We start from the raw sequence: 20,762 nt of genomic DNA, 5'->3' as shown, positions 1-20,762 counted from the left end.
TACGCGGTTCGTCGTTTAGGGAATATAATCGGCGCAAAGTACGGCGATATCGTCTTCGGGACTTCTTCCTCCCATAAACTCCTCCAGATCGAACATCAAAAGATCCAAAAAAACATCCCCGCTTCTTCCCGCGTTCGTCGATAAAAAGTCGAGAAAGCGGGATTCTCCGTAATTCCTTCCCATCTTATTTTTCGCTTCGATCAATCCGTCCGTAAACAACATCAGTTTATCATTTTTTTCTAATGTGATGGACGCGGAGGAATATTTCCAGTTCGGTTCGATTCCGAGAATGAACGTGTTTTTCGTATTTAGTTCTCGGGTCTTCGGTTCGTTTTCCCGAACGATCAAGGCCGGCTGATGACCCGCGCTCGAATATTTCAAAAGGCCGTTCCGATTTAGAATACAATAAAAAGCGGTTACGAACAGATCCTGTTTTTCGAGCATTTCGTATAAGGACCGATTGACCAGTTCCAAAAGATCGGAAGGTTCTCCCGCTTCCTGACAATGATTTCGAAACGCGGCCTTTGTCATCATCGTGATCAAGGCGGAAGCGACTCCGTGCCCGGAAACGTCGGCGATAAAAAAACCGGTTTGGCCGTTTCCCAAATCGATGATGTCGTAAAAATCCCCGCCGATCTTTTCCACCGAATAGTATTTGGAACTCAAAAGCAGGTCGCTCCGCCGAACACGCGTTAGATCCGGTAACGCGTTCTGCTGCAGCCTTCTCGCGAGAGTCAGATCCATCGCTTGAATCCGATGCAGTCGATGCATATTCCGTTTGCGCTTTTTGGTTTCGACGAGATGCCTCGTCAATTGATTCCCCATATTCTTTACGCTTTCGGAAGCGCGCAAAAGCCAGAGGTGCATAAAAAAGAACACTACGAACAGAACCGCGATCGACTTGAGATGACTCAGGAAATATTCGGGATTCAACACGATGAGCAAACCGAAAAAAACGAAGTAATACGTGATAAACCAAAGAGTAAGATAAATCCCTCGGGCGAGTCCCAAAACCGGAAGCTGAATGCTGATGACAAAGATAAACATCACCGGAAAATACGCGGGGGCCAAATACGTGAAGTAACCGTAAAACGCGGGCAAAGGAAGCGATAACAATAAGGAACGGTTGGCCCACAAGAGCGCGGACCATCTGCCCGTCACCATTCTAAAATTAGAATATAACGTAACCGTGATCGTATAAAGAAAATTCAGAACCACCCACTGCGGTTCGGGGGTGACCGCGTCCCGTATGAGATATCGAAGCACGATCCAAAACACCAAAACTCCGAACGCGCCTTGAAAGAGAGAAAACGTGATCTCGCTTCGAAACGTTTTTTTGAGCTGGGTTAAGAATTTGGACATAACGGATCGATTGTTGAAAGCGAAACGGGTCCGCGCAACAAGGGGTATTATTTAGGACTCGAATCCGGGAAAGGAAATTACTTTTTTCCGGCGGAAACGGACCGATTTTCGAAAATCGGCCGTTCTCTTCGACTTACGGTCTTTTTGCGGTGGCGATATACGCTTCGGAGGAAAGCGAAATCGGCAATCGGGTCAATTCCTCTTTCAGATGTTCGAACATAATTCTTTCTTTTTCGAGCCAAGCCGATTCCTTCATCTTGCTCTTCATCCATTGAAGAGGGGCTCCTCCGTCGATCATCGTGTCCAAAAAATCCTTTACGTCTACGACTTCGATCGAATTGGAAAAAGGAAGAATTTCGATTTCCTGAAAACCGGCGGAGCTGAGTTGTTCGCGGATATAATCCGGATTTTCAAAACTCTGCACGTTGGTTTGCGGCGCTGGAATATCCGGATTCGCTTTTCGAAGCGCACCGAACAAACATTGCATCAAGGGAGAATTCGCGATCGGAGCCCAGCCCGAAATCGCGACCTTTCCGCCCGGCTTGAGAACGCGATAAATTTCCTTTAAACCTTGAAGTTTATCGGGAAAAAACATCAGACCGAACATGGAAAACGCAAAGTCGAAACGATCCGCTTCGAACTCTAATTTTTGTCCGTCCATTCTATACGGATGAACGTTATGCGCCTTTGTTTCTTGAATTCCGAGCTTCAATTGATCGATCATCGCTTGGGAAAAATCGATCGCATGGATTTCCCTCACGGAACGGGCAAGAGGAATGGCAAGGGTTCCCGGTCCGGCCGCTACGTCGAGAACGATCGAATCGGGCAGAGGTTTTAAAAGCTCGATCGCTTTTAAAGAAAACCCCTCTAAGAACTGTTTGGTGGATCTTGTGTATCCTTCCGCAACTAAGGACCAAGGTTCAACGGATGACAATGGATTGGACATGATTCCTAATCTATAAGGCATCCGCGAAATATTACCAGCAAAATCCTGATTTTCCAACGGCCCGCACTGCAGGTTTTATTCAACTTCGAATACATTCAAAATTTTGCAAGTTTAGAGCAGTTTGTTATCCGACTTCTCGAAATCCCAAACCGTTGTATAAATCCGGCGGATACTTCCACGGTCTTTTTTTGCCGAAGTCGAAAAGAATGCAGGAAGCCACCGAGTCGCAAGCGACCTTACCGTCGGATTTACGAATCATTTTTTGAAAGATCTTCACGCGCGAACCGTCCAAATCTCCGAAGGTCGTAACTACGGTCACCGATTCGGGATATCGAATCTCCGCTTTGTAATCGGTTTCCGATCGAAGAATCATCGGACCTACGTTTTCATCGCGTAGCTTAGTATAACTATAGCCCGCTTCTTCGAGAGCCACCATTCTTCCCTCATGAAGAAACACCTGAAAATTTCCCACGTTGAGATGTCCGTTCGGGTCGCATTGACTCCAAAGAACCGGGATCTCATATTGAAATTCTTTTGATTGAACCGCCATCTTTACCTCTCTATTTATTTTTCCAAATTTCTGAAGAGGATCAAAAGATCGATTAAATAGTTTGTTATAAAATTATTTATTTGTTGGGAAACCAAAGGAATCGAGTGGACGTCCGTTTTTTTTCGGATATATTTCTCTCCATTCTCCCCTTTTGTATCTCCCGCCGTTTGCACTTTTTATTCCTAAAGGGGTTGACAAAGATGCGATTTGGGATTAATTTAACCAAAAGGTTAATTAACCAAATGGTTCAACAAGAAGCAGAGATTGATCACTTAAGCCTTACGTTTGCGGCCCTGGCAGACCCCACACGCCGCAAAATCCTGGCGACTCTTCGTTATGGAGAGGTTACCGTAAAGCAACTTGCGGAACCCTTTGCTATGAGCCTCCCGGCGATCACCAAACACCTCAAGGTGCTGGAGCGGGCCGGACTCATTTCCCGAGGTCGTGAAGCTCAATGGAGGCCGTCCCGGCTCGAAGCGGGACCTTTGAAAGAAGTGGCGGACTGGCTCGACGAATACAGACAGATGTGGGAAGCGAGATTGGACCGACTCGACGAGTATTTGCGGGAACTCCAGCAAAGTCAGAAAGAAACAAATCAAGAAAGGAAAACGGATAATGAACAAGGAAAAAATTAAAACCATCATCTACTGGATCGTGACCGGACTTACGGCGGCGAACTACGGCTTTGCGGCATTCGCATACATCCAACGCGGGCCGGACGTCGTTGCGGGAATGGGTCAACTCGGTTATCCTCTATACTTCGCGACGCTTCTCGGAGTTTGGAAAGGACTCGGAGCGATCGCAATCGTTGCTCCTCGTTTGGCCTTGGTGAAAGAATGGGCGTATGCGGGAATGTTCATCAATCTCACCGCGGCTTCCATCTCGAACGCGGTTTCCGGAATGGAAACCTTCCACGTCATCGCTCCTCTGATCGCGTTGGTGCTGGTGTTCTTCTCTTGGGCGCTTCGTCCTGAAAGCCGCAGACTCCAAGGGGTTTGGCATCTGTAATCGAAACCGAGTTTAAGAATAGTTCATCTTTGTAATATTAGAATTTGATTTTATATTGCAAAGATGATAAAACGAAAAGGAGAATCAACATGGGCAACCCGAATCAGACCAAAGACGAACTGGTAATCACACGTATTTTCAACGCTCCCCGAGAAGTCGTTTTCGACGCTTGGACGGTTCCCGAACAGGTAATGAAATGGTGGGGACCGAAAGAATTCACCACTCCTTACTGCAAAATGGATTTTCGAGTCGGTGGAAGATACGTCTTCTGCATGCGCGCTCCGGACGGAAACGAATTTTGGTCCACGGGAGAATATAAGGAAATCGTAAGACCGGAAAGAATCGTGAAAACCGACAGCTTTGCCGACTCGAACGGAAATCCGGTTCCCGCTTCCCATTACGGGATCGACGGAGAATGGCCCGAGGTTCTTTTGATCTCTCTTCTGTTCGAAGATCAGCAAGGGAAAACAAAATTCACTCTGCGTCATACTGGAATTCCTGGAGCGGAGGTCAGCGACATGACCAGCGCAAGCTGGAACGAATCTCTCGATAAACTCGAAGCGATTCTTAAATAAGAACGATTCGATGCAGCGCCGGACGAAGCAAGGTCCGGGTTCGCATCGCTTCCTTCATAACTAAAAAGAAATCTAGATAATCCATTAGGAGTTAAGAATGAGTGCAAAGAACAATACTTCGACTGCGGACAGGGAGATCCACGCGACTCGAATCTTCAACGCGCCCCGCGATCTCGTTTTCAAAATGTGGACCGAACCGGAACACATCAATCATTGGTGGGGACCGAGAGGGTTTACGAACACATTTCAAGAGTTCGATCTAAAACCGGGAGGAGTCTGGCGTTTTATCATGCACGGTCCGGACGGAACGGATTATCCGAACCTCATCGTTTTTTTAGAGATCGAAAGACCGGAAAAGATCGTTTATAAACACGGCTCGGACATGGAAGACCATCCGGGGGATTTTCATGTCACAGTTCTTTTTTCCGAAGAGAACGGAAAAACCACCCTGGATATGACGATGCTCTTTAAAACCGCTGAACAACGCAACGAAACCGTCGAGAAATACGGAGCGGTCGAAGGTCTCAACCAGACTATGGATCGTCTCGCGGAATACCTCGCAAAACAGAAAGTTTAAAAAGTATATTAGGAGAATCTTATGTCGAAATTAAAAACAAGCCTGCTCGCAATCGCGGGAATCTTGATCCTCTTTATCCTGGGCACTCTCGCTCTTGCTTCCACAAAGCCGGCCGACTTTCATTACGAAAGATCCGCCAACATCAAGGCTTCGCCCGAAAAAGTTTTCGCACTCGTAAACGACTATCGCACTTGGACGGGCTGGTCTCCTTGGGAAAAACTCGATCCCGCGATGAAGCGAACTTACAGCGGCGCGACTTCGGGGAAAGGAGCGATCTACGAATGGGCGGGCAACGATTCCATCGGCAAAGGCCGCATGGAAATCATAGAAGCGGATTCTCCCTCTAAAATTAAGATTCAGTTGGATTTTTTCGAACCGTTCGAAGCCCACAACACCGCGGAGTTCACGTTCACTGAGGAGAAAGGAAGTACGAAAGTGACTTGGGCGATGTATGGTAAGAATCAATTCGTCTCAAAAGTGTTCGGTCTGTTCTGCGATATGGATCAGATGATCGGAAAAGATTTCGAAGCCGGTTTAAACGGCATGAAATCGATCGCGGAAGGAAAATAAAATGAGCGGTTTAGAAAATACGGCGACGGCTTCCGATCGGGAGGTCGTGAGCGTCCGTATCGTAAACGCGTCTCGTGAAACCGCGTTCCAAGCTTGGACCGATCCGAACCATCTTCAACGCTGGTGGGGACCGAAAGGATTTACGAACACGTTTTACGAATTCGATTTAAAACCGGAAGGCAATTGGCGTTTTACGATGCACGGACCCGATGGAACGGATTATCCGAATCACAGCGTGTTCGTTTCGATCGACGCTCCGGAAAAACTCGTATTCGATCATATTTCCGGTCATAAGTTCCGAGTGACGACCACGTTCGAAACGGAATCTCCGCAAAGAACAAAAATCACCTTTCGCATGTTATTCGAGACGGCGGAAGAATGCGAACGATCCAAGAAGTTCGTGATTCAAGGGAACGAACAAAACTTCGATAAACTCGAAGCCGAACTCGCGAGAATGCAGGGATAAAACCGCATGAAAAAAGTGATTCTTCAACAGATGATTTCGCTGGACGGCTACTTTGAAGGCCCGCAAAGATCGATCGATTGGCACGTCGTCGACAAAGAGTTCAACGAATACGCGGTCGATTTTCTAAATTCCGTCGATACGCTCCTCTTCGGAAGAGTCACTTACGAATTGATGGCGGGTTATTGGACGACCGCGGACGCGCTCCGAGACGATCCGATCGTCGCAGCCAAAATGAACGAATTAAGAAAAGTCGTATATTCTAAAACTCTAAAAAAAGCCGATTGGAACAATACGAAACTCATATCTTCGAACCTAATCGAAGAAATACGAGCGCTCAAAAACGAGCCCGGAAAGGACATAGCAATTTTCGGAAGTTCGGATTTAAGCGTTCCCTTGATCGACGACGGCCTGATCGACGAACTCAGAATTTTCGTAAACCCGGTTCTCTTAGGCGGAGGAAAACCTCTCTTTCAAGGCATTCAACAAAGAATCAAATTAAAACTGACGCAAACGAGAACGTTTCGATCCGGAAACGTTCTTCTCTATTATCAAATAACGTAAGAAGCAACACAAATGAACACGACAAATACGAATCTAGCGGGAAGAAAAGAATGGATCGGTCTGGCGGTCATCGCTCTTCCCTGTCTCCTCTACGCGATGGACTTGACCGTTCTCTATCTCGCGGTCCCTCATCTCACGGAGGATCTCAAACCCACCGGTTCCCAGCTTTTGTGGATCGTGGATATCTACGGATTTTTAGTGGCCGGTTTTTTGGTCACCATGGGCACGTTAGGCGATCGCATCGGTAGAAGGAAACTGCTGATGATCGGCGCCGCCGCATTCGGAATCGCCTCCGTACTGGCTGCGTTTTCCAGCACGGCTGAAATGCTGATCGCGACTCGCGCGCTACTCGGAGTTACTGCGGCGACCTTGGCCCCTTCTACTCTATCCTTGATTCGGAATATGTTTCTGGATTCCAATCAAAGAACGGTGGCGATCGGAATCTGGGGAACGAGTTTTTCCATCGGAGGAGCGATCGGGCCTTTGATCGGCGGACTTCTTCTCGAACACTTCTGGTGGGGCTCCGTGTTTTTACTCAGCGTTCCCGTGATGATTCTTCTTTTGATCGCCGGACCGAAACTCTTACCGGAGTTCAAGGATCCGAATGCGGGGAGCCTCGACATACCGAGCGCCCTCCTTTCTTTGGGTTCCGTTTTATCCGTCATCTACGGATTAAAACAAGTCGCGGAAAACGGCTGGGGAATTCTTCCGATTCTTTTTATCCTAACCGGTCTTTTGATCGGAACGTTCTTTATTCGAAGACAACAAACGCTTCAAGATCCGTTGATCGATTTGCAGTTGTTCAAGGTCCCCGCGTTCAGCGCGGCTCTCATCGCCAACTCTCTGACGATTTTTGTGGGACTCGGAAGTTTTCTTTTTCTCGCACAATATCTTCAGCTGGTGTTGGGCTTATCTCCTTTGATGGCGGGAGTTTGGACTCTTCCTTCGGCGGCGGGTAACGTGGTCGGATCGCTAACGGTTCCGATGCTTGTCCGTAAAATAAAACCCATCCTCGTGGTTTCGGGCGGTCTAATTCTCACGATGATAGGACTCGTCTGCTACGCGTTAGTCGATTCCAGCTCGGGACTCGTTTATGTGGTGATCGGATCGATCATCATTTCCTTGGGAATCTGCTCCGTCGTGATCTTAGGAACGGATCTGATCGTCGGCTCCGCACCTCCTGAAAGAGCGGGAGCCGCGGCTTCGATTTCGGAAACCGGCGCGGAATTCGGGGGCGTTCTCGGGATCGCGGTTCTGGGAAGCATAGGAACGGCGGTTTATAAAAACCGGATGGATAACGTGAGTCTCGCGGGAATCACTCCGGAATCGATCGCACCCGCCAAAGGAACGTTAGGCGCCGCCGTGGCCGTAGCCAAGGAAATGCCCGAACAGATCGGGCTTGCCCTTCTTGATCCCGCCAAACAGGCGTTCACCGATTCGTTCCAATTGGTATCCTGGATCTGCGCCGCGATCACGATGGTGCTCGCCGTGACGGTATTCACGATGAGAAAGAGCTTGGAAAAAGGGGAAGAATCATGAGCGCATTCGATTCAGTTCTAGTCGAAACTTCGGATCGGGAACTCGTTCTCACGAGAATCTTCGACGCACCTAGAAAGCTCGTCTACAAGGTTTGGACCCAACCCAAGCACGTAGCGCAGTGGTGGGGTCCGAAGGATTTTACGAATCCCGTATGTGAAATCGATCTTAGAGTCGGCGGAGAATACAGACTCACGATGCGTTCTCCGGATGGAAACGATTATCCGGTCAAAGGAGTATTCCTCGAAGTGATCGAGAACGAAAAGATCGTACGAACCGATTTGATGGACGAACATCCGATCGAATGGATGGAAGCTTTAAACAAGGAACTGGGAAACGAACAAGCCTCGCCGAATTATGTGGAGACCGTTACGTTCGAAGATTACGAAAACAAGACGAAGGTTACGATCCACAGCAGATTCCAGTCCAACGCGGTACGCGATGCGTTCCGCAATATGGGAATGGTCGAAGGTTGGACGGAAAGTCTGGTACGTTTCGAGGCGGAGTTGTCGAAAGCGGTAAAAACTATATTATAATTTTATAGTATAAAAATATAAATCTCGTACGAAGAAGACGGGAGCGCGATATGAAAAAGGGAATCAAAGACGAAAGGGGAGCGGATCCGTCCGCGGCGGAATCCGGGACAAAGATGGGGCGGTTGTTGATTCATCCGCTCGCATCCAAACGGAAAAAACGCCCTTCTCGAAAAACAAAATATAAAACCGACCGTAAATCCGAAAAACGGTTGAAGCCGGAATATATCTCCATGATACAGTCTTTGCTGTTTTAAAAGAAAGGAATCTTTGAGGAAAAAAAAATGAAAGATAAACTATTAGGACTTCAACCTATCAGCTCGGACGTCGCGGCCCTTCTGCTTAGATTGATTTTCGGCGGCCTTTTCATCTACCACGGCTATCCGAAGTTAGTCGGCTTTGACCAAATTCTCCCCATGTTTCCGGACTTGATCGGAATCGGCTCCAAGACTTCGCTGATTCTCGTCGTGTTCGCGGAATTCTTTTGCGGAATTTTTATCGTGATCGGACTTTTGACGCGTCTTACGGTGATCCCGATCTTCATCACGATGTTCGTGGCGTTTTTTATCGCGCACGCACAAGATCCGTTTCAAGCGAAAAATCTTCCGTTCGTCTACCTTTTATTGTCCTTTGTGGTGTTCGTTTTAGGAAGCGGAAAGTTTTCCGTGGATAAATACATTATCAAAGAATAATACGTTTTCACGCGGAGAAGACCGGATCGCATTCACCGCCTTCTCCGTTTTCCGATTTCGGCCCTTTTCTAAAAATTCAAGGAACGGATTCTTTTTTCCAACGTTTTCGGTCCCACCAATTCCCATTCGGGAACGAGCTTGTCTTCCTTTCCTACGATCGTTTCGCGAATCCAAACCTGCCAACGGGTAACGCCCGATTTTTTCAAAGCGTAAAGTACGGCTTTTTCTCCCGGAGGAAGGTTGGGAAAATAAACCCGGTTGTTCGGATCCTTATACGCGGGCATCACGGATCGTACGGAAGGAATGATGAGAAGATACGTCGTCTCCTCTTCATACGTGGGATAATTCGTATCGATATTTAAAGGAATCAGCTTCAATCCCATATACAAAAATCGATCGCAGTTGATCCAACCGAAGTTTAAAATCGGATAATAATACGAATTCTGGGCCGCGCCTCTCCGTTCCGCGGGGCCGCTTCCGCTCATCGTTTCCGCCCCGTCCGCATACGAAGCCCTCTGATATTTGGCAAGAACGATCCGATTTCCCTTCGATCCTTCTTTTTGATTCTCAAAATTTAGAATATTCGAATTTTCTTTTGTATCGTTCTTTGCGGTTTCGGAAGGATCCTTGTCCGCTCCCGAAGCGGAAGCGTTCGTATTTTTTGGAACCTGAGTCGACCAATCCAAAATTCCGTCGCCGGATTTGGTCCCGTAAAACATTTCATAACCGGGTTCGAAAGAGGACGCGAAAGCGACCTTCGGAGGATTTTTCGGATTCACTTTTACTTTTCCGCCGGATTCCATATAGCCGTTTAAGGAAATCATTCCCTTGGTTTGAATCGGACGTCCCGAAGAAACCGTGCTCAAACCGCTGAGCAGAATATCTTCGCTTTTATAATATTCGGAAATTTCGATTCGCACCGGAGAATTTACAAGGCCTCCGTTTTGTGCGAGGAGACTCCCTTTCGGAAATTGAATTTTAGTTCCTTCGTCCGCTTCGATTTCAACGTCCTCTTGCGGATCGATCACGAAGACCTGCGTGTTTTTGTACTGAGGAGTGCCGATCTTTTCCCAGCGAGAAGGAGAAACCAAACGTTCCCAGCCCGCACAATTGACGATCGATGCAAAAAGAAAGAAGAACATCCACTTACGAATCATAAACACCTCTTTTAAAAAGTATTATCGACCCGAATCGCAAGTAGGACAAGAATCGAACCCGAAAACGGAAGATTCAATTTTTTATTTCCAAATCTGTTGCGCTTTTTTTCGTCTTTTTGACTTGGAGAGATATATCGACGGATACAAGACAACCTTTTTTTCGAAGCCGGAATTTGGACCGACAAACGAATTCCGGATCAATTTACGGTGGAATTTTTACAAACGTCGCAGTTGCCGCATTTCGTAAACGGAGCGTCGAAGTATTCGTAGACGAATTCCCTTCTGCATCGTTCCGATTTTAAATAAAGGAGCATCTGATACAAACGTTTCAAGCTCGTCTTCTTTCTAAGTTCGAGTTCTTCGGCGGAACAAAGAACGGCCGGTAAAGAAGTTTCCAACTTTAAGGAATTCTTATCCAACTCTCCCGAAGTGACACCGTGTCTTTCGAACAGATTGAGAACCGTCTGTAGTCGATGATCGCCCCGATTTTTATGAACGATCAAGGACTGAAGTTCGTCGTATTCGATCGAAGATAATTTCTCTCCAAGACGCTGCATGGTTTGATACGCCCTTGCGATAAAAGCCGCGTCCGGATTTTGCCACTCGATAAAATCCATCAGCACCGTTAGGTCGTCCTGATTGTAAAACACGTGACAATCGGAAGCCTGGCCGTCTCTTCCCGCCCTTCCGATTTCCTGATAATAACTTTCCAAAGAAGAAGGAAGTTCGGCGTGAACGATCGTGCGTATGTTCGGTTTATCGACTCCCATTCCGAACGCGTTCGTCGCAAGAAGAATCGTATCGTCGGATTTTAAAAACTGATTCTGAACCTTCTTTCTTTGATCGGGAGCCAAACGTCCGTGATAGATACGATGCGGAATTTTTTGAACGTCGAGTTTTTCGCTGAACTTCTGCAGATTTTGGATGAGGTTAAAATAAACGACGGTGCTTTTCTTTTGTCGTTTTAGCAAATCGAGAATCGCGTCCGATTTGGAAGGTTCGTCGACGAAGGTGCGGACGTCCAAAAACAGATTCGGGCGGCAGATCCCTTCGTTGTAGATTTCGATCTCCGATTCCTTCAGTCCCATCTGAAGAATCACGTCTTTTTGAATTTCGAGCGTTGCGGTTGCGGTTAACGCGATCGTCGTCGGGAAGCGTAGAATTTCCCTGAACTCCGCGATCTTCGTGTAATCCGGTCTGAAGTCGTGTCCCCATTGACTGATACAATGAGCTTCGTCGACCGCAAGAAGGGAAATCTTCCGTTCCTGAAGAGAATCCAAAAATTCCTTTTTACGGAATCGTTCCGGTGAAACGTATACGATCTTGTATTTGCCGCGTTTTAGATTCTCGTAACTTTGAAGACGTTCCTCTTTGGAAAGAGAGGAGTTGATGTAACACGCGTCGATTCCGAGCTTCTTTAATTTGGAAACCTGATCCTGCATCAACGCAATCAAAGGTGAAAGAACGATCGTAAGACCGTCCATTGCAAGAGCGGGAATCTGATAACAGATCGACTTCCCCATTCCGGTCGGCATGATGACGAGACAATTCTTTCCCGCAAGAATGTCCGAAATGATTCTCTCTTGAGAAGTTCGAAACTCGGAAATTCCGAAAAGGGCTTTGATCGGAGTCAAAGAAGTCATTGAGATTAGAATTTGCAACCGATCTTCGAACGCAAGAGAAAATGTAATACTTGCCAGGCCGCGGATTTCTTAGAATGCTCGTAATTCGGAGACCGCGGAGAAAACGTTTGTCCATCACTCATATCACAAGTCTATCGCTCGAAGACATCGCGGTCGAACTTTCCAAAAACATCCTATCGGAACGAAAACGATTTCCGCTTCACGCTCCCGTGATCGTCGTTCCGAGTACGAACATGAAACTCTGGTTGAATCTGAATTTGTCCCGGATCGACGGACTTTCCGCCAATCTCCGTTTTTTATTTCTCGAAAAAGCTTTGGAGGAATACTATCATCTTCGATCGGATTTGAATTACGATCCGTTCGAGCGCGCTTTTCCGAGTCAGGAAGCCAATCAAAGAAAGATCCTTACGCATCTGATCGAAAACAAAAACGCAGAAGAAACGAAATTTCTGCGTTCGTATCTCAGCGGAGTATCCCGCGCATTTTTCCTCAGCGCAAAGCTGACTTCGCTTTATAAAGATTACGAATTAAACCGATCTTCCTGGATTCAAAACTGGGCAAAGGAAAAAGGTTTCGAAATTCCCTCGATCTCGCGCCGTCCGACTCCGTTTCCGAAAGAGGACGAATATTATCTTTTTCAAAAGAAGTTGTATCAAAACGTTTTCCTGCGATCGAAAGAACCGAGCACGCTCGTTCAATTTCTCTTACAAGAATCGAAAAAGAAACCGAAATCTTCCCCTTCGAACTTTCCTTCGTTACATCTCTTTTGTTTGTCCAATCTCGCGGATACGTATTTAGGAATCTTGGAATCGCTTTCTACAACGGACAAACTCCCGATCTATCTCTATCAATTTCATACGGGCGCGACAAAGACGATTCGCGCGGAAATCACCGATCCGGAACGATGGGCATCTCCGCAGATTCATCTCGCCGCAAGAATGACAGGAGTTCAAGGAGCGATTTCCAAACATCTGGAGAATTCACATTCGTATCCGAAAAGGCTGGGATTACTTCGGAAATTTCTCGCTGGAGAAGAAAGAGCGACTAACGTGTACGATGAGAAAGAGGACGCTTCGGTTCGTTTTTGGAACGCGCCTTCTCCGTATCGGGAAATGGAATGCGTCGCAAACGACATTCTCCATAAGATGAATCGCGACCCGAGTCTGACGTATCTCGACTTTGCGATTCTTGTCACCGATATGAAAACGTATCGACCCGCCGTCGAATGGGTGTTTGACGGAGGAATTCTTTTGCAGACGAAGGAAACGAGCGATCCGATCCGCAAAAAAATCCCCTATTCCTTGACCGATATCAAAGCGAACGACGCTTCGCTCTTGTATCGAGGATTGATTCATTTTTGGGAGATTTGTTCGGGAAACTCCATCGATAAGAACGGACTTCTCAAACTTTTAAGAAACCCTCTTCTGCAAAATAAAATCCGTCTTCATCCGCAAACGATTTTGGATCTGGAAACTCTGATCGAAACTTCGGGAATTCAATACGAGGAATCGGGAAGAGAAAAAGATTCATTCCAAATTTCGAATGGACTCAAACGCATTCGTCTTTCCTCCATTCTTTCGGATGATACCGCTTGGAACAAATTCAAGATCGCTCCGATCCGTATTCAATCCGAGGAGAATTCTTCCGTTCTTACGATCTTTTGGGAAAAAATTCTGCGCGCAAAAAACGAGATTCTTTCCATGCCCGCGCCTCAGGACAAAACCGTTCGATGGACTTCCGATTATCTGAGGCACGTTCGTTCCGCGCTCGAAGAACTCTTCGAGTTCACGGAAGAATACGAACAGGAAGGAAAATTATTTCAGAGCTGGCTGGAATCGCTTTCCGAATGGGAAGGAATCCTTTTACAAAATCAAGAAGAAGGAATCTCGCTCCTTCGATTTGTCACCGAACAGATCTTCGATCAGATCCCGTATCGCAAGGGAGCGTATCTCACCGGCGGCGTGACGATTTCTCTTCTCCAGCCGATGCGTCCGATTCCGTTCCGACACGTTTATATCCTCGGACTCGGCGAAGGGAAGTTTCCCGGTTCGAACGATCGTTCCCAACTCAATCTAAGAAAGGATCACAAAGAGGATTGGGATATTTCCAGAAGAGAAATTCAGGAATCCCTTCTCTGGGAAACGATCCATTCCGCAAAAGAATCGTTAACCTTCAGTTACGTAGGCAAGAATCTGCAGGAAGACAAAACATTCGAACCCTGTTCCCATCTTTTCGAGATCATGGAAGCGATGCGAATCAAAGAAGCCGTCAAACTGCCACTGCATTCGTATAGTATAAAATACGAACATACCACCGAAGGACTCGAACAAGGCCTTGTGAGCTACGACTTCGCAAGAGTATGGGTGAACGGAAACAGAAAGGATCACCCCGTTCTTACGAGATTTCAGGATCCGAACGAGCTCGTTAAAAACGAAATCGAATTCTCCCGCTCGGGGGTGGACGTACGCGAACTTTCCCAATTTTTGAGCGATCCTCTCGACACGTATCTCAAACGGAAACTCGGAATGTATTTGGACGAGGACGAAACGGGGAAAGACGAAAAAGAACCGTTCGATTTGGACGCGATCGCCGAAGCGACTCTATTAAAAAAAGTGCATGCACTTATGATGCCGAGTTTGGTCGCAGACAAACCTTGGGATTGGACGCGGGAAAAAATTTCGGAAGCATTATCCCCGATTCTTGAAAAAGAAAAAATTTCCGCGCAGTTTCCCCAATCCGTGTTCGGCAAGATTCAAGAAACCGATCTCGTGGATTATTTGGAAACGACGAGTAAACTTCTTTCCGAATGGAAGCCCCTCTTTCAAGGGGGAACGTATTATCCCTACTTGAGTTTAGGCGACACGGGACTACCCGATGCAATCTGTAAAAAACTTCCCGAGTTGAAAGTCCCTTTGGACGACGGTTCGGTTTCTCTCAAAGGCGAATGGGAACACGTCATCGAAAAAGACGGAAATTTATATTGGCTCTTTTCCAAGAGTTTGGAAGAAAGACCGAGCGACGATTATTTCGGTTATAAGGATTATTGGAAGGTGATGAGCTTTCCGTTTTTAACCGGAGTCGCGTTCGCTTCGTCCAACGAAAACTTCAAGATCTATTCCTTCAAACCGCGCCCGAAAGAAGAATCCAAAAAGAAGAATTCTCTCGAACTTCAATACGAAATCGAAAGCTCCGATCTCGGAGTCGAATACCTTGCGAAAATTCTAATGGACTACCTGAAAAAAGAACCGGTCTTTTTCCCGAGAAGAGCCTTTCTCAATTATTACGTTAAAAACATCCAAGGCGGAACGGGCAAAAATAAATCCCCGGATCGATCGGCAAAGTTCGACGACGAATCCGCGTGGATCGATTTTCTCAAAGAGGAACTGAGTTCCGTGAAGGAAGGACTTTCTCCTCTCGTAAAACTTTATCCGAAAACTCCGGATTTGATTCTGAAATCCCGAATCGCTTGGGCTAAGAATTTCTACAAACCGCTTCTGGATTGGAAAAAGGATCTATGAAACAATCGCGTCCTTATCCATTGAAATCCAGTTTTATCGAAGCTTCCGCGGGAACCGGTAAGACATATACGATTATGGAAATCGTGGGCGATCTCGTCTTAGAACATAAGATTCCTCTGACTCAAATCCTGATCCTCACGTTTACCGAAAAAGCGGCGGGCGAACTCAAAGAACGACTGAGAAAAAAACTTCTCCAGGCCGGCCTTACAAAAGAAGCGAAGGAACTCGATCAGGTTACGATCGCGACTATACACGGTTTTTGTAATATGATTCTTCAGGAATATCCGGTCGAAACGGAAACTCCTTCCCAGTGGATTCTCACCGATTCGAAGGAACGTCTCGAGGCGGCCTTATACAAACTCCAACACGAGGAATGGAAACCTTGGGTCGCGCCCGAGGATCTCGAACACTTCCTTTCTTCCTCGGATTATAAATTACAAAAAGAGAATATTCTTACCGCGGCTTCCAAACTACTCGGAGGCAAACGATATCCGTATCGCAACGACCAAACTCCGATGAACGCCGAAACCTTCGCACAAAAGACCGCTTTGATCGCCGCGGACATGGTCGAGCGGGAATTTCAAACGGGAGAATGGATGAGTTACGATCGGATGATTCTCAAAACCAGAGATTCTCTGCAAAACGCACATCTTCTCCAAGCGCTGCAAAGCCGTTATCAAATCGGAATCTTGGACGAATTTCAGGATACGGATCGGGTTCAATACGAAATTTTTTCCCGGCTTTTCCTGGAACCGAACGGAAACGAAACTTCCAAACGTGCGTTGTATCTGATCGGAGATCCGAAACAATCCATCTACGGTTTTCGAGGAGCGGATATAGGAACGTATCTTCAAGCCGAACAGGAATTGAAATCGCACCAAGCGGTCGAAATTCCGCTGAACGTCAATTATAGATCCGTTCCCGAGCTGATCTCCGCTTACAACGAAATCTTCGGGGGTAAAACGGGAGAACGGAGTTTTTTCCCGATCGTAGAACGAGGTTTCGAATCCACTCCGATCGATTATAAACCCGTACAACCTCCCGAAAACGATTTCAAAATTTTGTTAAGCGACAAGCACAAACAAGGCCCGATTCACATCGTTCGTTTCCAAGGCAGAGAATTTTGGAAAACGGACGACGCAAAAAGCGCCTGGGCTCAGTTCATCGCGGAAGAAATTCTCAAGCTGACGGACGAAACTAAACCGTTCCAATATCTTGTTTCAAACGCGGAAACAGCAAAGGACAAATTCGAAGAAAAGAAACTGAACTTTCGCGAGATCGCTGTTTTAGTGAGAGGAAAGGCCGAAGGAAAACTCGTAGAACAATCCTTAAAACTCAGAGGGATTCCCTGTTCCTTCTACAAGCAGGAAGGGATCTATCAATCTCCCGAATCGTATCAGATCTCGAACATCTTGGAATGTTTATTGGATCCGAACAAACCTTCCTCCTATCGCAAACTCTTGTTAGGCGATCTTTTCCAGGTTCATCCGGAACATCTTTCCGCATTTGACGAACATTCCATCGACTCGTATGAAAAGACGACCTTGGATCGATGGAAAACCTTCGCCATTGATCGCAAGTTTGCGGAGTTATTCCGATCGATCGAAGAAGACAGCAGAATCTTTTTAACGGAAGAAGCGACGGACATCGACTGGGAACGAAAACGAACGAACTACAGACAGATCTTCCGCAAACTTCTTCAGTTCCAAATCGTAAACCAAGCGGACCTCGAGGAAATATTGGAGGAATTAAAACGACTTCAAAGCGGTTCGAAAAGCGAAGAGGAATTGCCTCTTTTCGAAAAGGAAACCGAAAAGGACGCGGTTCAAATTCTCACTTTGCACGCGTCCAAAGGATTGGAGTGGCCCGTCGTATTCTTATTCAATCTTTCCGCGAATTTTATCCCCGACGTTTACGATTATCCGTATCTGGAAAACGGAGAACGGTTTTGGAAACTCAGCCTCTGGGACAAAGAAGACGAGATCGATACGGGCAAAAAAGAATATTCGTATCAATCCTGGAACGAAAACAAACGACTTTTGTATGTGGGAATCACGCGCCCCAAAGCGAGGCTTTATCTTCCTTTTTACACTCCCGTAAATCACGTCAAAACGAGAGATTCAGCATATTATAAAATTCTTTATCCTCGACTCGCGCATATCCTGGAAAACGATCCCGATCCGAATCTCTTTACGAGCGTTGTATGGACGCAACAACCTTTCGATCAAAGCGATCCGAGCAAACGCAATACGATCGCAAACGAGGAACTTTCTTTTTCGCCGTTGCTCCATCAGGAATCGGAACATCCGAAGACGATCCAACTCCACAGTTATTCCTCTTTGCGGACCAGAGCGAACGTAACATCCGAGGCGATCGCCGTTTCAACCTTGGAAGAAACGAGAGCCTTCAAGTCGGACGACGCGGAAGACATCGGAGATCTGATCGTGGACGCGCTTCCCTCTTCCGCGGCGACGGGATCGTTTCTACACGTTCTTTTGGAGGAATCCGATTTTTCAAAATTCAAAGTCGATCATCCGAAACGAATTCTAAACGACGAGAAAATTCTTTCCAGAATGAATCATCACCTTGAATTCTTTCCGATCTCGGGGACACAAAGAAAAAATACGAACGTCGAAAAGGAAATCTATCGCCAAAGGGCCGCCGAAATTCTCTGGAATTCCTTAAACGCGAACGTTCCGCTCCCCGGAGGCGCTGCGTTTCAACTCGCGGATATCGCGAAAGAAAATCGGATTTCGGAAATGGACTTTCATCTGGATCTGGATCCGCAAAGAAGCGGGCCGGGAAATTTTCTGAAAGGTTCGATCGATTTGGTTTTTCAAATCGGCGATCGATTTTATCTCGCGGACTATAAATCGAACCTGCTTGACGATTATTCTCCCGAATCGTTAAAACGAAACGTAGAAAACGCGGAAAGCAGATACGATCTGCAACGAGATATCTACGCGATGATTCTTTATGAATATCTGAAGAGCGTATTCGGTCAGAACGAAGCGCTTCAAAAACTCGGAGGAGTGTATTACTTCTTTCTAAGAGGAATGAAGGCCGCAACGAACTCGGGAATTTATTGCGACTTCGATTGGGATGCGAAAAGAATTTCGCAAATACGGGAAAACGTCCGCGAACTGACTTCGATCCGCTGGGGGGACGGTCTTTGATGGAAGAATCCTTTTCCGGTTTTATCGAAAGACTGAAAAACGACATTCTCGAACTAGAAGAAGCGGGTTCGAAGAAAAAACAACCGAAACGAATTTCCGAAGAGGATGAAACCATCCTATTAGAAATTCTGAATGCGATTTGGGCCGCGATGGAGGAAGGAAGCCTTTGTGTTCCGGTTCAAAAGGAATGGAAGAATCTTCTAAAGACGAAACCTCCCGGTTTCGCGGTCGATAAATTCCAAAACGAAGAATGGGTCTATTTCGACAAAACGTATCAGAGTAAAATCGAACTGGAATCTCTTTTACGGGAAAGAATTCAAAACGAAGTCGCGCCGAACTTCGACCCGGGCAAAGTAGAAGAGATTCTAAATGCTCTGGAAGCCAAGAGTTTCCCGTTGAAAAAAGGACAAAGAAAGGCGATCCTTTCCTGTCTGCATTCTTCCTTTCAGATCATCAGCGGCGGCCCGGGAACGGGTAAAACCACGGTTGTCGCCTTTTTATTAGAAATTTTGAATGCGATCGGACAACTCCCTCCTCCTGAAGAGATCGCGCTTGTCGCACCGACCGGAAGAGCCGCGCAACGACTGACCGAGTCGATCCAGGAAAATCTCCAAAAAATCGGAGATCCGCAGATGATCCGTTCCTTGCGGGGGCAGACGATTCACGGACTTCTTTCCTACAAACCCTCGTTGAACGGATTCTACTACAATCAGGAACGCTATCTTCCGCATCGATTGATCATCGTGGACGAAGTTTCCATGGTTGATCTGAATATTATGCTTTCTTTATGGAATGCGATTCCGCAAAAACCGAAGAATGCGACCGTTCCGTTTCGTTTTATCCTGATCGGAGATCCGCACCAACTTCCTTCCGTCGAAAAAGGAGCGGTGTTAAGCGACTTTCTTTCCACGCTCGAATCCCAAAAAAAGAATTTCGTTTCCAGGCTCGAAGAAAGCAACCGCCAGAAACCGAACGCAAAGGGCAACGTATCCAAGATCGTAACTCTCGCCGAGGAAATTCTGCGCTATTCCCCCGAAAATCTGAATCTCGGAACCAGGATCGACGATTCGTTTGCAAGAACCGATTTTCTCGGCGCGGATAGGACGTATGAAAGCGAGGTCGTATGGCTGCAGAATCCGGCGAGCAAAACCCCCGATCATTTTTCCAGAGACGAACTCGCGGAAACTCTCTGGGATAAGATTCTTTTTCCGCGCATTTCGGAAATCGGATCTTGGAAGGCGTACGACTCGGTCGATTTGAATGCGCCGGAGTTCGTGGAAAAATTTCAGAATGAATTGAAACGATTTCGTTGTCTCACGATTTTCAGAAGAGGTTATTGGGGAGTCGAAGCCGTTCAAAATAAACTCATGAATCTCGCAGCGCGGGATCTGTTTCGTAAAAAAGAATCCGAAACAAGTCCGCATCTCTATCCGAAAAAACTTTCTAAACGTTTGTATTTTGTCGGACTTCCGATTTTGATCACACAAAACGACTCGAGCAGAAAGTTATTCAACGGGGATATCGGAATCGTTCTGAGAATGGAATCCACTGGGGAATTAAGGGCCGTTTTTCCGATCGAAGGAAAACTATTCCCCTTCGCGCTCGACACTCTTCCCGAACACGAACCGGCGTTCGTCATGAGCGTTCACAAAAGCCAAGGATCGGAATATGATACAATTCTAATCTACATTCCCGATCATCCCGAATCCTCGGAAGACGAGCGATCGCATCGGCTTCTCAACCGTCAGATCCTTTATACGGGAATCACGAGGGCGAAAAATCAAGTCATACTCGCAGGCAATCCGAATACCTGGGAGCGAGGGATCGCCAATTCTCAAAAACGCGATACCGGTTTTAGAATTTAGATTGCGATTTCAAGCTTTCTCTTTTAT

18 protein-coding genes are annotated in these 20,762 nt (G+C 46.7%); 13 read left to right on the top strand and 5 right to left on the bottom strand.

Annotated elements, in window-relative coordinates:
* Positions 1-15 precede the first annotated feature (15 nt).
* The 3 genes from DLM76_RS08885 to DLM76_RS08875 all read right to left on the bottom strand — a co-directional run bounded on the left by DLM76_RS08885 (position 16) and on the right by DLM76_RS08875 (position 2,858).
* The gene (locus DLM76_RS08885) at positions 16-1,362 is read right to left on the bottom strand and encodes a PP2C family protein-serine/threonine phosphatase (RefSeq protein WP_118964990.1); all 1,347 of its coding nucleotides are present in this window, start codon (positions 1,360-1,362) and stop codon (positions 16-18) included.
* 133 nt (positions 1,363-1,495) lie between these two features.
* Positions 1,496-2,308 carry a class I SAM-dependent methyltransferase gene (locus tag DLM76_RS08880; RefSeq protein ID WP_118964989.1) on the bottom strand — a complete coding sequence of 271 codons (813 nt, stop codon included), beginning with the start codon at positions 2,306-2,308 and terminating at the stop codon, positions 1,496-1,498.
* Between the two features lie 124 nt (positions 2,309-2,432).
* Positions 2,433-2,858 (bottom strand): acyl-CoA thioesterase, encoded by a 426-nt coding sequence (locus DLM76_RS08875; RefSeq protein ID WP_118957647.1) that lies wholly within the window; start codon positions 2,856-2,858, stop codon positions 2,433-2,435.
* Between the two features lie 242 nt (positions 2,859-3,100).
* On the opposite strand from DLM76_RS08875, the gene DLM76_RS08870 reads away from it, so the two are divergent.
* The 10 genes from DLM76_RS08870 (at position 3,101) to DLM76_RS08820 (ending at position 9,376) form a co-directional block, all read left to right on the top strand.
* Positions 3,101-3,493 (top strand): ArsR/SmtB family transcription factor, encoded by a 393-nt coding sequence (locus DLM76_RS08870; protein WP_118957683.1) that lies wholly within the window; start codon positions 3,101-3,103, stop codon positions 3,491-3,493.
* Entirely contained in the window at positions 3,474-3,866 is a 393-nt protein-coding gene (locus DLM76_RS08865; protein ID WP_118957648.1) for a DoxX family protein, read from the top strand. The genes DLM76_RS08870 and DLM76_RS08865 overlap by 20 nt, the downstream gene beginning before the upstream one ends.
* An 89-nt stretch (positions 3,867-3,955) precedes the next feature.
* Positions 3,956-4,441 (top strand): SRPBCC domain-containing protein, encoded by a 486-nt coding sequence (locus DLM76_RS08860; RefSeq protein ID WP_118957649.1) that lies wholly within the window; start codon positions 3,956-3,958, stop codon positions 4,439-4,441.
* 97 nt (positions 4,442-4,538) lie between these two features.
* Positions 4,539-5,018: an SRPBCC family protein gene (locus tag DLM76_RS08855; RefSeq protein ID WP_118957650.1), complete on the top strand. Its 480-nt coding sequence runs from the start codon at positions 4,539-4,541 to the stop codon at positions 5,016-5,018.
* 21 nt (positions 5,019-5,039) lie between these two features.
* A complete protein-coding gene (locus DLM76_RS08850; RefSeq protein ID WP_118964988.1) occupies positions 5,040-5,588 on the top strand; it encodes an SRPBCC family protein in 549 nt (182 codons plus the stop codon).
* Position 5,589: 1 nt separating this feature from the next.
* Entirely contained in the window at positions 5,590-6,054 is a 465-nt protein-coding gene (locus DLM76_RS08845; protein ID WP_118964987.1) for an SRPBCC family protein, read from the top strand.
* Between the two features lie 6 nt (positions 6,055-6,060).
* A complete protein-coding gene (locus tag DLM76_RS08840) occupies positions 6,061-6,615 on the top strand; it encodes a dihydrofolate reductase family protein (RefSeq protein WP_118964986.1) in 555 nt (184 codons plus the stop codon).
* Positions 6,616-6,627: 12 nt separating this feature from the next.
* Positions 6,628-8,154: an MFS transporter gene (locus DLM76_RS08835; protein WP_118964985.1), complete on the top strand. Its 1,527-nt coding sequence runs from the start codon at positions 6,628-6,630 to the stop codon at positions 8,152-8,154.
* Positions 8,151-8,687 carry an SRPBCC domain-containing protein gene (locus DLM76_RS08830; protein ID WP_118964984.1) on the top strand — a complete coding sequence of 179 codons (537 nt, stop codon included), beginning with the start codon at positions 8,151-8,153 and terminating at the stop codon, positions 8,685-8,687. Before DLM76_RS08835 ends, DLM76_RS08830 begins: the two co-directional genes overlap by 4 nt.
* A 281-nt stretch (positions 8,688-8,968) precedes the next feature.
* Positions 8,969-9,376 carry a DoxX family protein gene (locus tag DLM76_RS08820; RefSeq protein WP_118957657.1) on the top strand — a complete coding sequence of 136 codons (408 nt, stop codon included), beginning with the start codon at positions 8,969-8,971 and terminating at the stop codon, positions 9,374-9,376.
* Between the two features lie 68 nt (positions 9,377-9,444).
* Here the strand turns inward: DLM76_RS08820 and DLM76_RS08815 are convergent, their stop codons facing one another.
* Both DLM76_RS08815 and DLM76_RS08810 read right to left on the bottom strand, forming a co-directional pair.
* Entirely contained in the window at positions 9,445-10,533 is a 1,089-nt protein-coding gene (locus DLM76_RS08815; RefSeq protein WP_135582895.1) for a hypothetical protein, read from the bottom strand.
* Positions 10,534-10,730: 197 nt separating this feature from the next.
* On the bottom strand, positions 10,731-12,176 hold the full coding sequence (locus DLM76_RS08810; protein WP_118964981.1) for a RecQ family ATP-dependent DNA helicase: 1,446 nt from the start codon (positions 12,174-12,176) through the stop codon (positions 10,731-10,733).
* A gap of 74 nt (positions 12,177-12,250) precedes the next feature.
* On the opposite strand from DLM76_RS08810, the gene DLM76_RS08805 reads away from it, so the two are divergent.
* The 3 genes from DLM76_RS08805 to recD are packed head-to-tail and all read left to right on the top strand — an operon-like array spanning position 12,251 to position 20,735.
* Complete coding sequence (locus tag DLM76_RS08805; protein ID WP_174714643.1) at positions 12,251-15,694, top strand: exodeoxyribonuclease V subunit gamma; 3,444 nt, start codon at positions 12,251-12,253, stop codon at positions 15,692-15,694.
* A complete protein-coding gene (locus tag DLM76_RS08800; protein ID WP_118964980.1) occupies positions 15,691-18,870 on the top strand; it encodes a UvrD-helicase domain-containing protein in 3,180 nt (1,059 codons plus the stop codon). The genes DLM76_RS08805 and DLM76_RS08800 overlap by 4 nt, the downstream gene beginning before the upstream one ends.
* On the top strand, positions 18,870-20,735 hold the full coding sequence (recD, locus tag DLM76_RS08795) for an exodeoxyribonuclease V subunit alpha (protein ID WP_118964979.1): 1,866 nt from the start codon (positions 18,870-18,872) through the stop codon (positions 20,733-20,735). Before DLM76_RS08800 ends, recD begins: the two co-directional genes overlap by 1 nt.
* Positions 20,736-20,762: the final 27 nt, after the last annotated feature.

The organism is Leptospira yasudae (assembly GCF_003545925.1).
In the GTDB taxonomy this organism is placed as follows: domain Bacteria; phylum Spirochaetota; class Leptospiria; order Leptospirales; family Leptospiraceae; genus Leptospira; species Leptospira yasudae.
The sequence above is the reverse complement of the archived record's forward strand: the minus strand, read 5'-3'. Positions and strand labels throughout refer to the sequence as shown.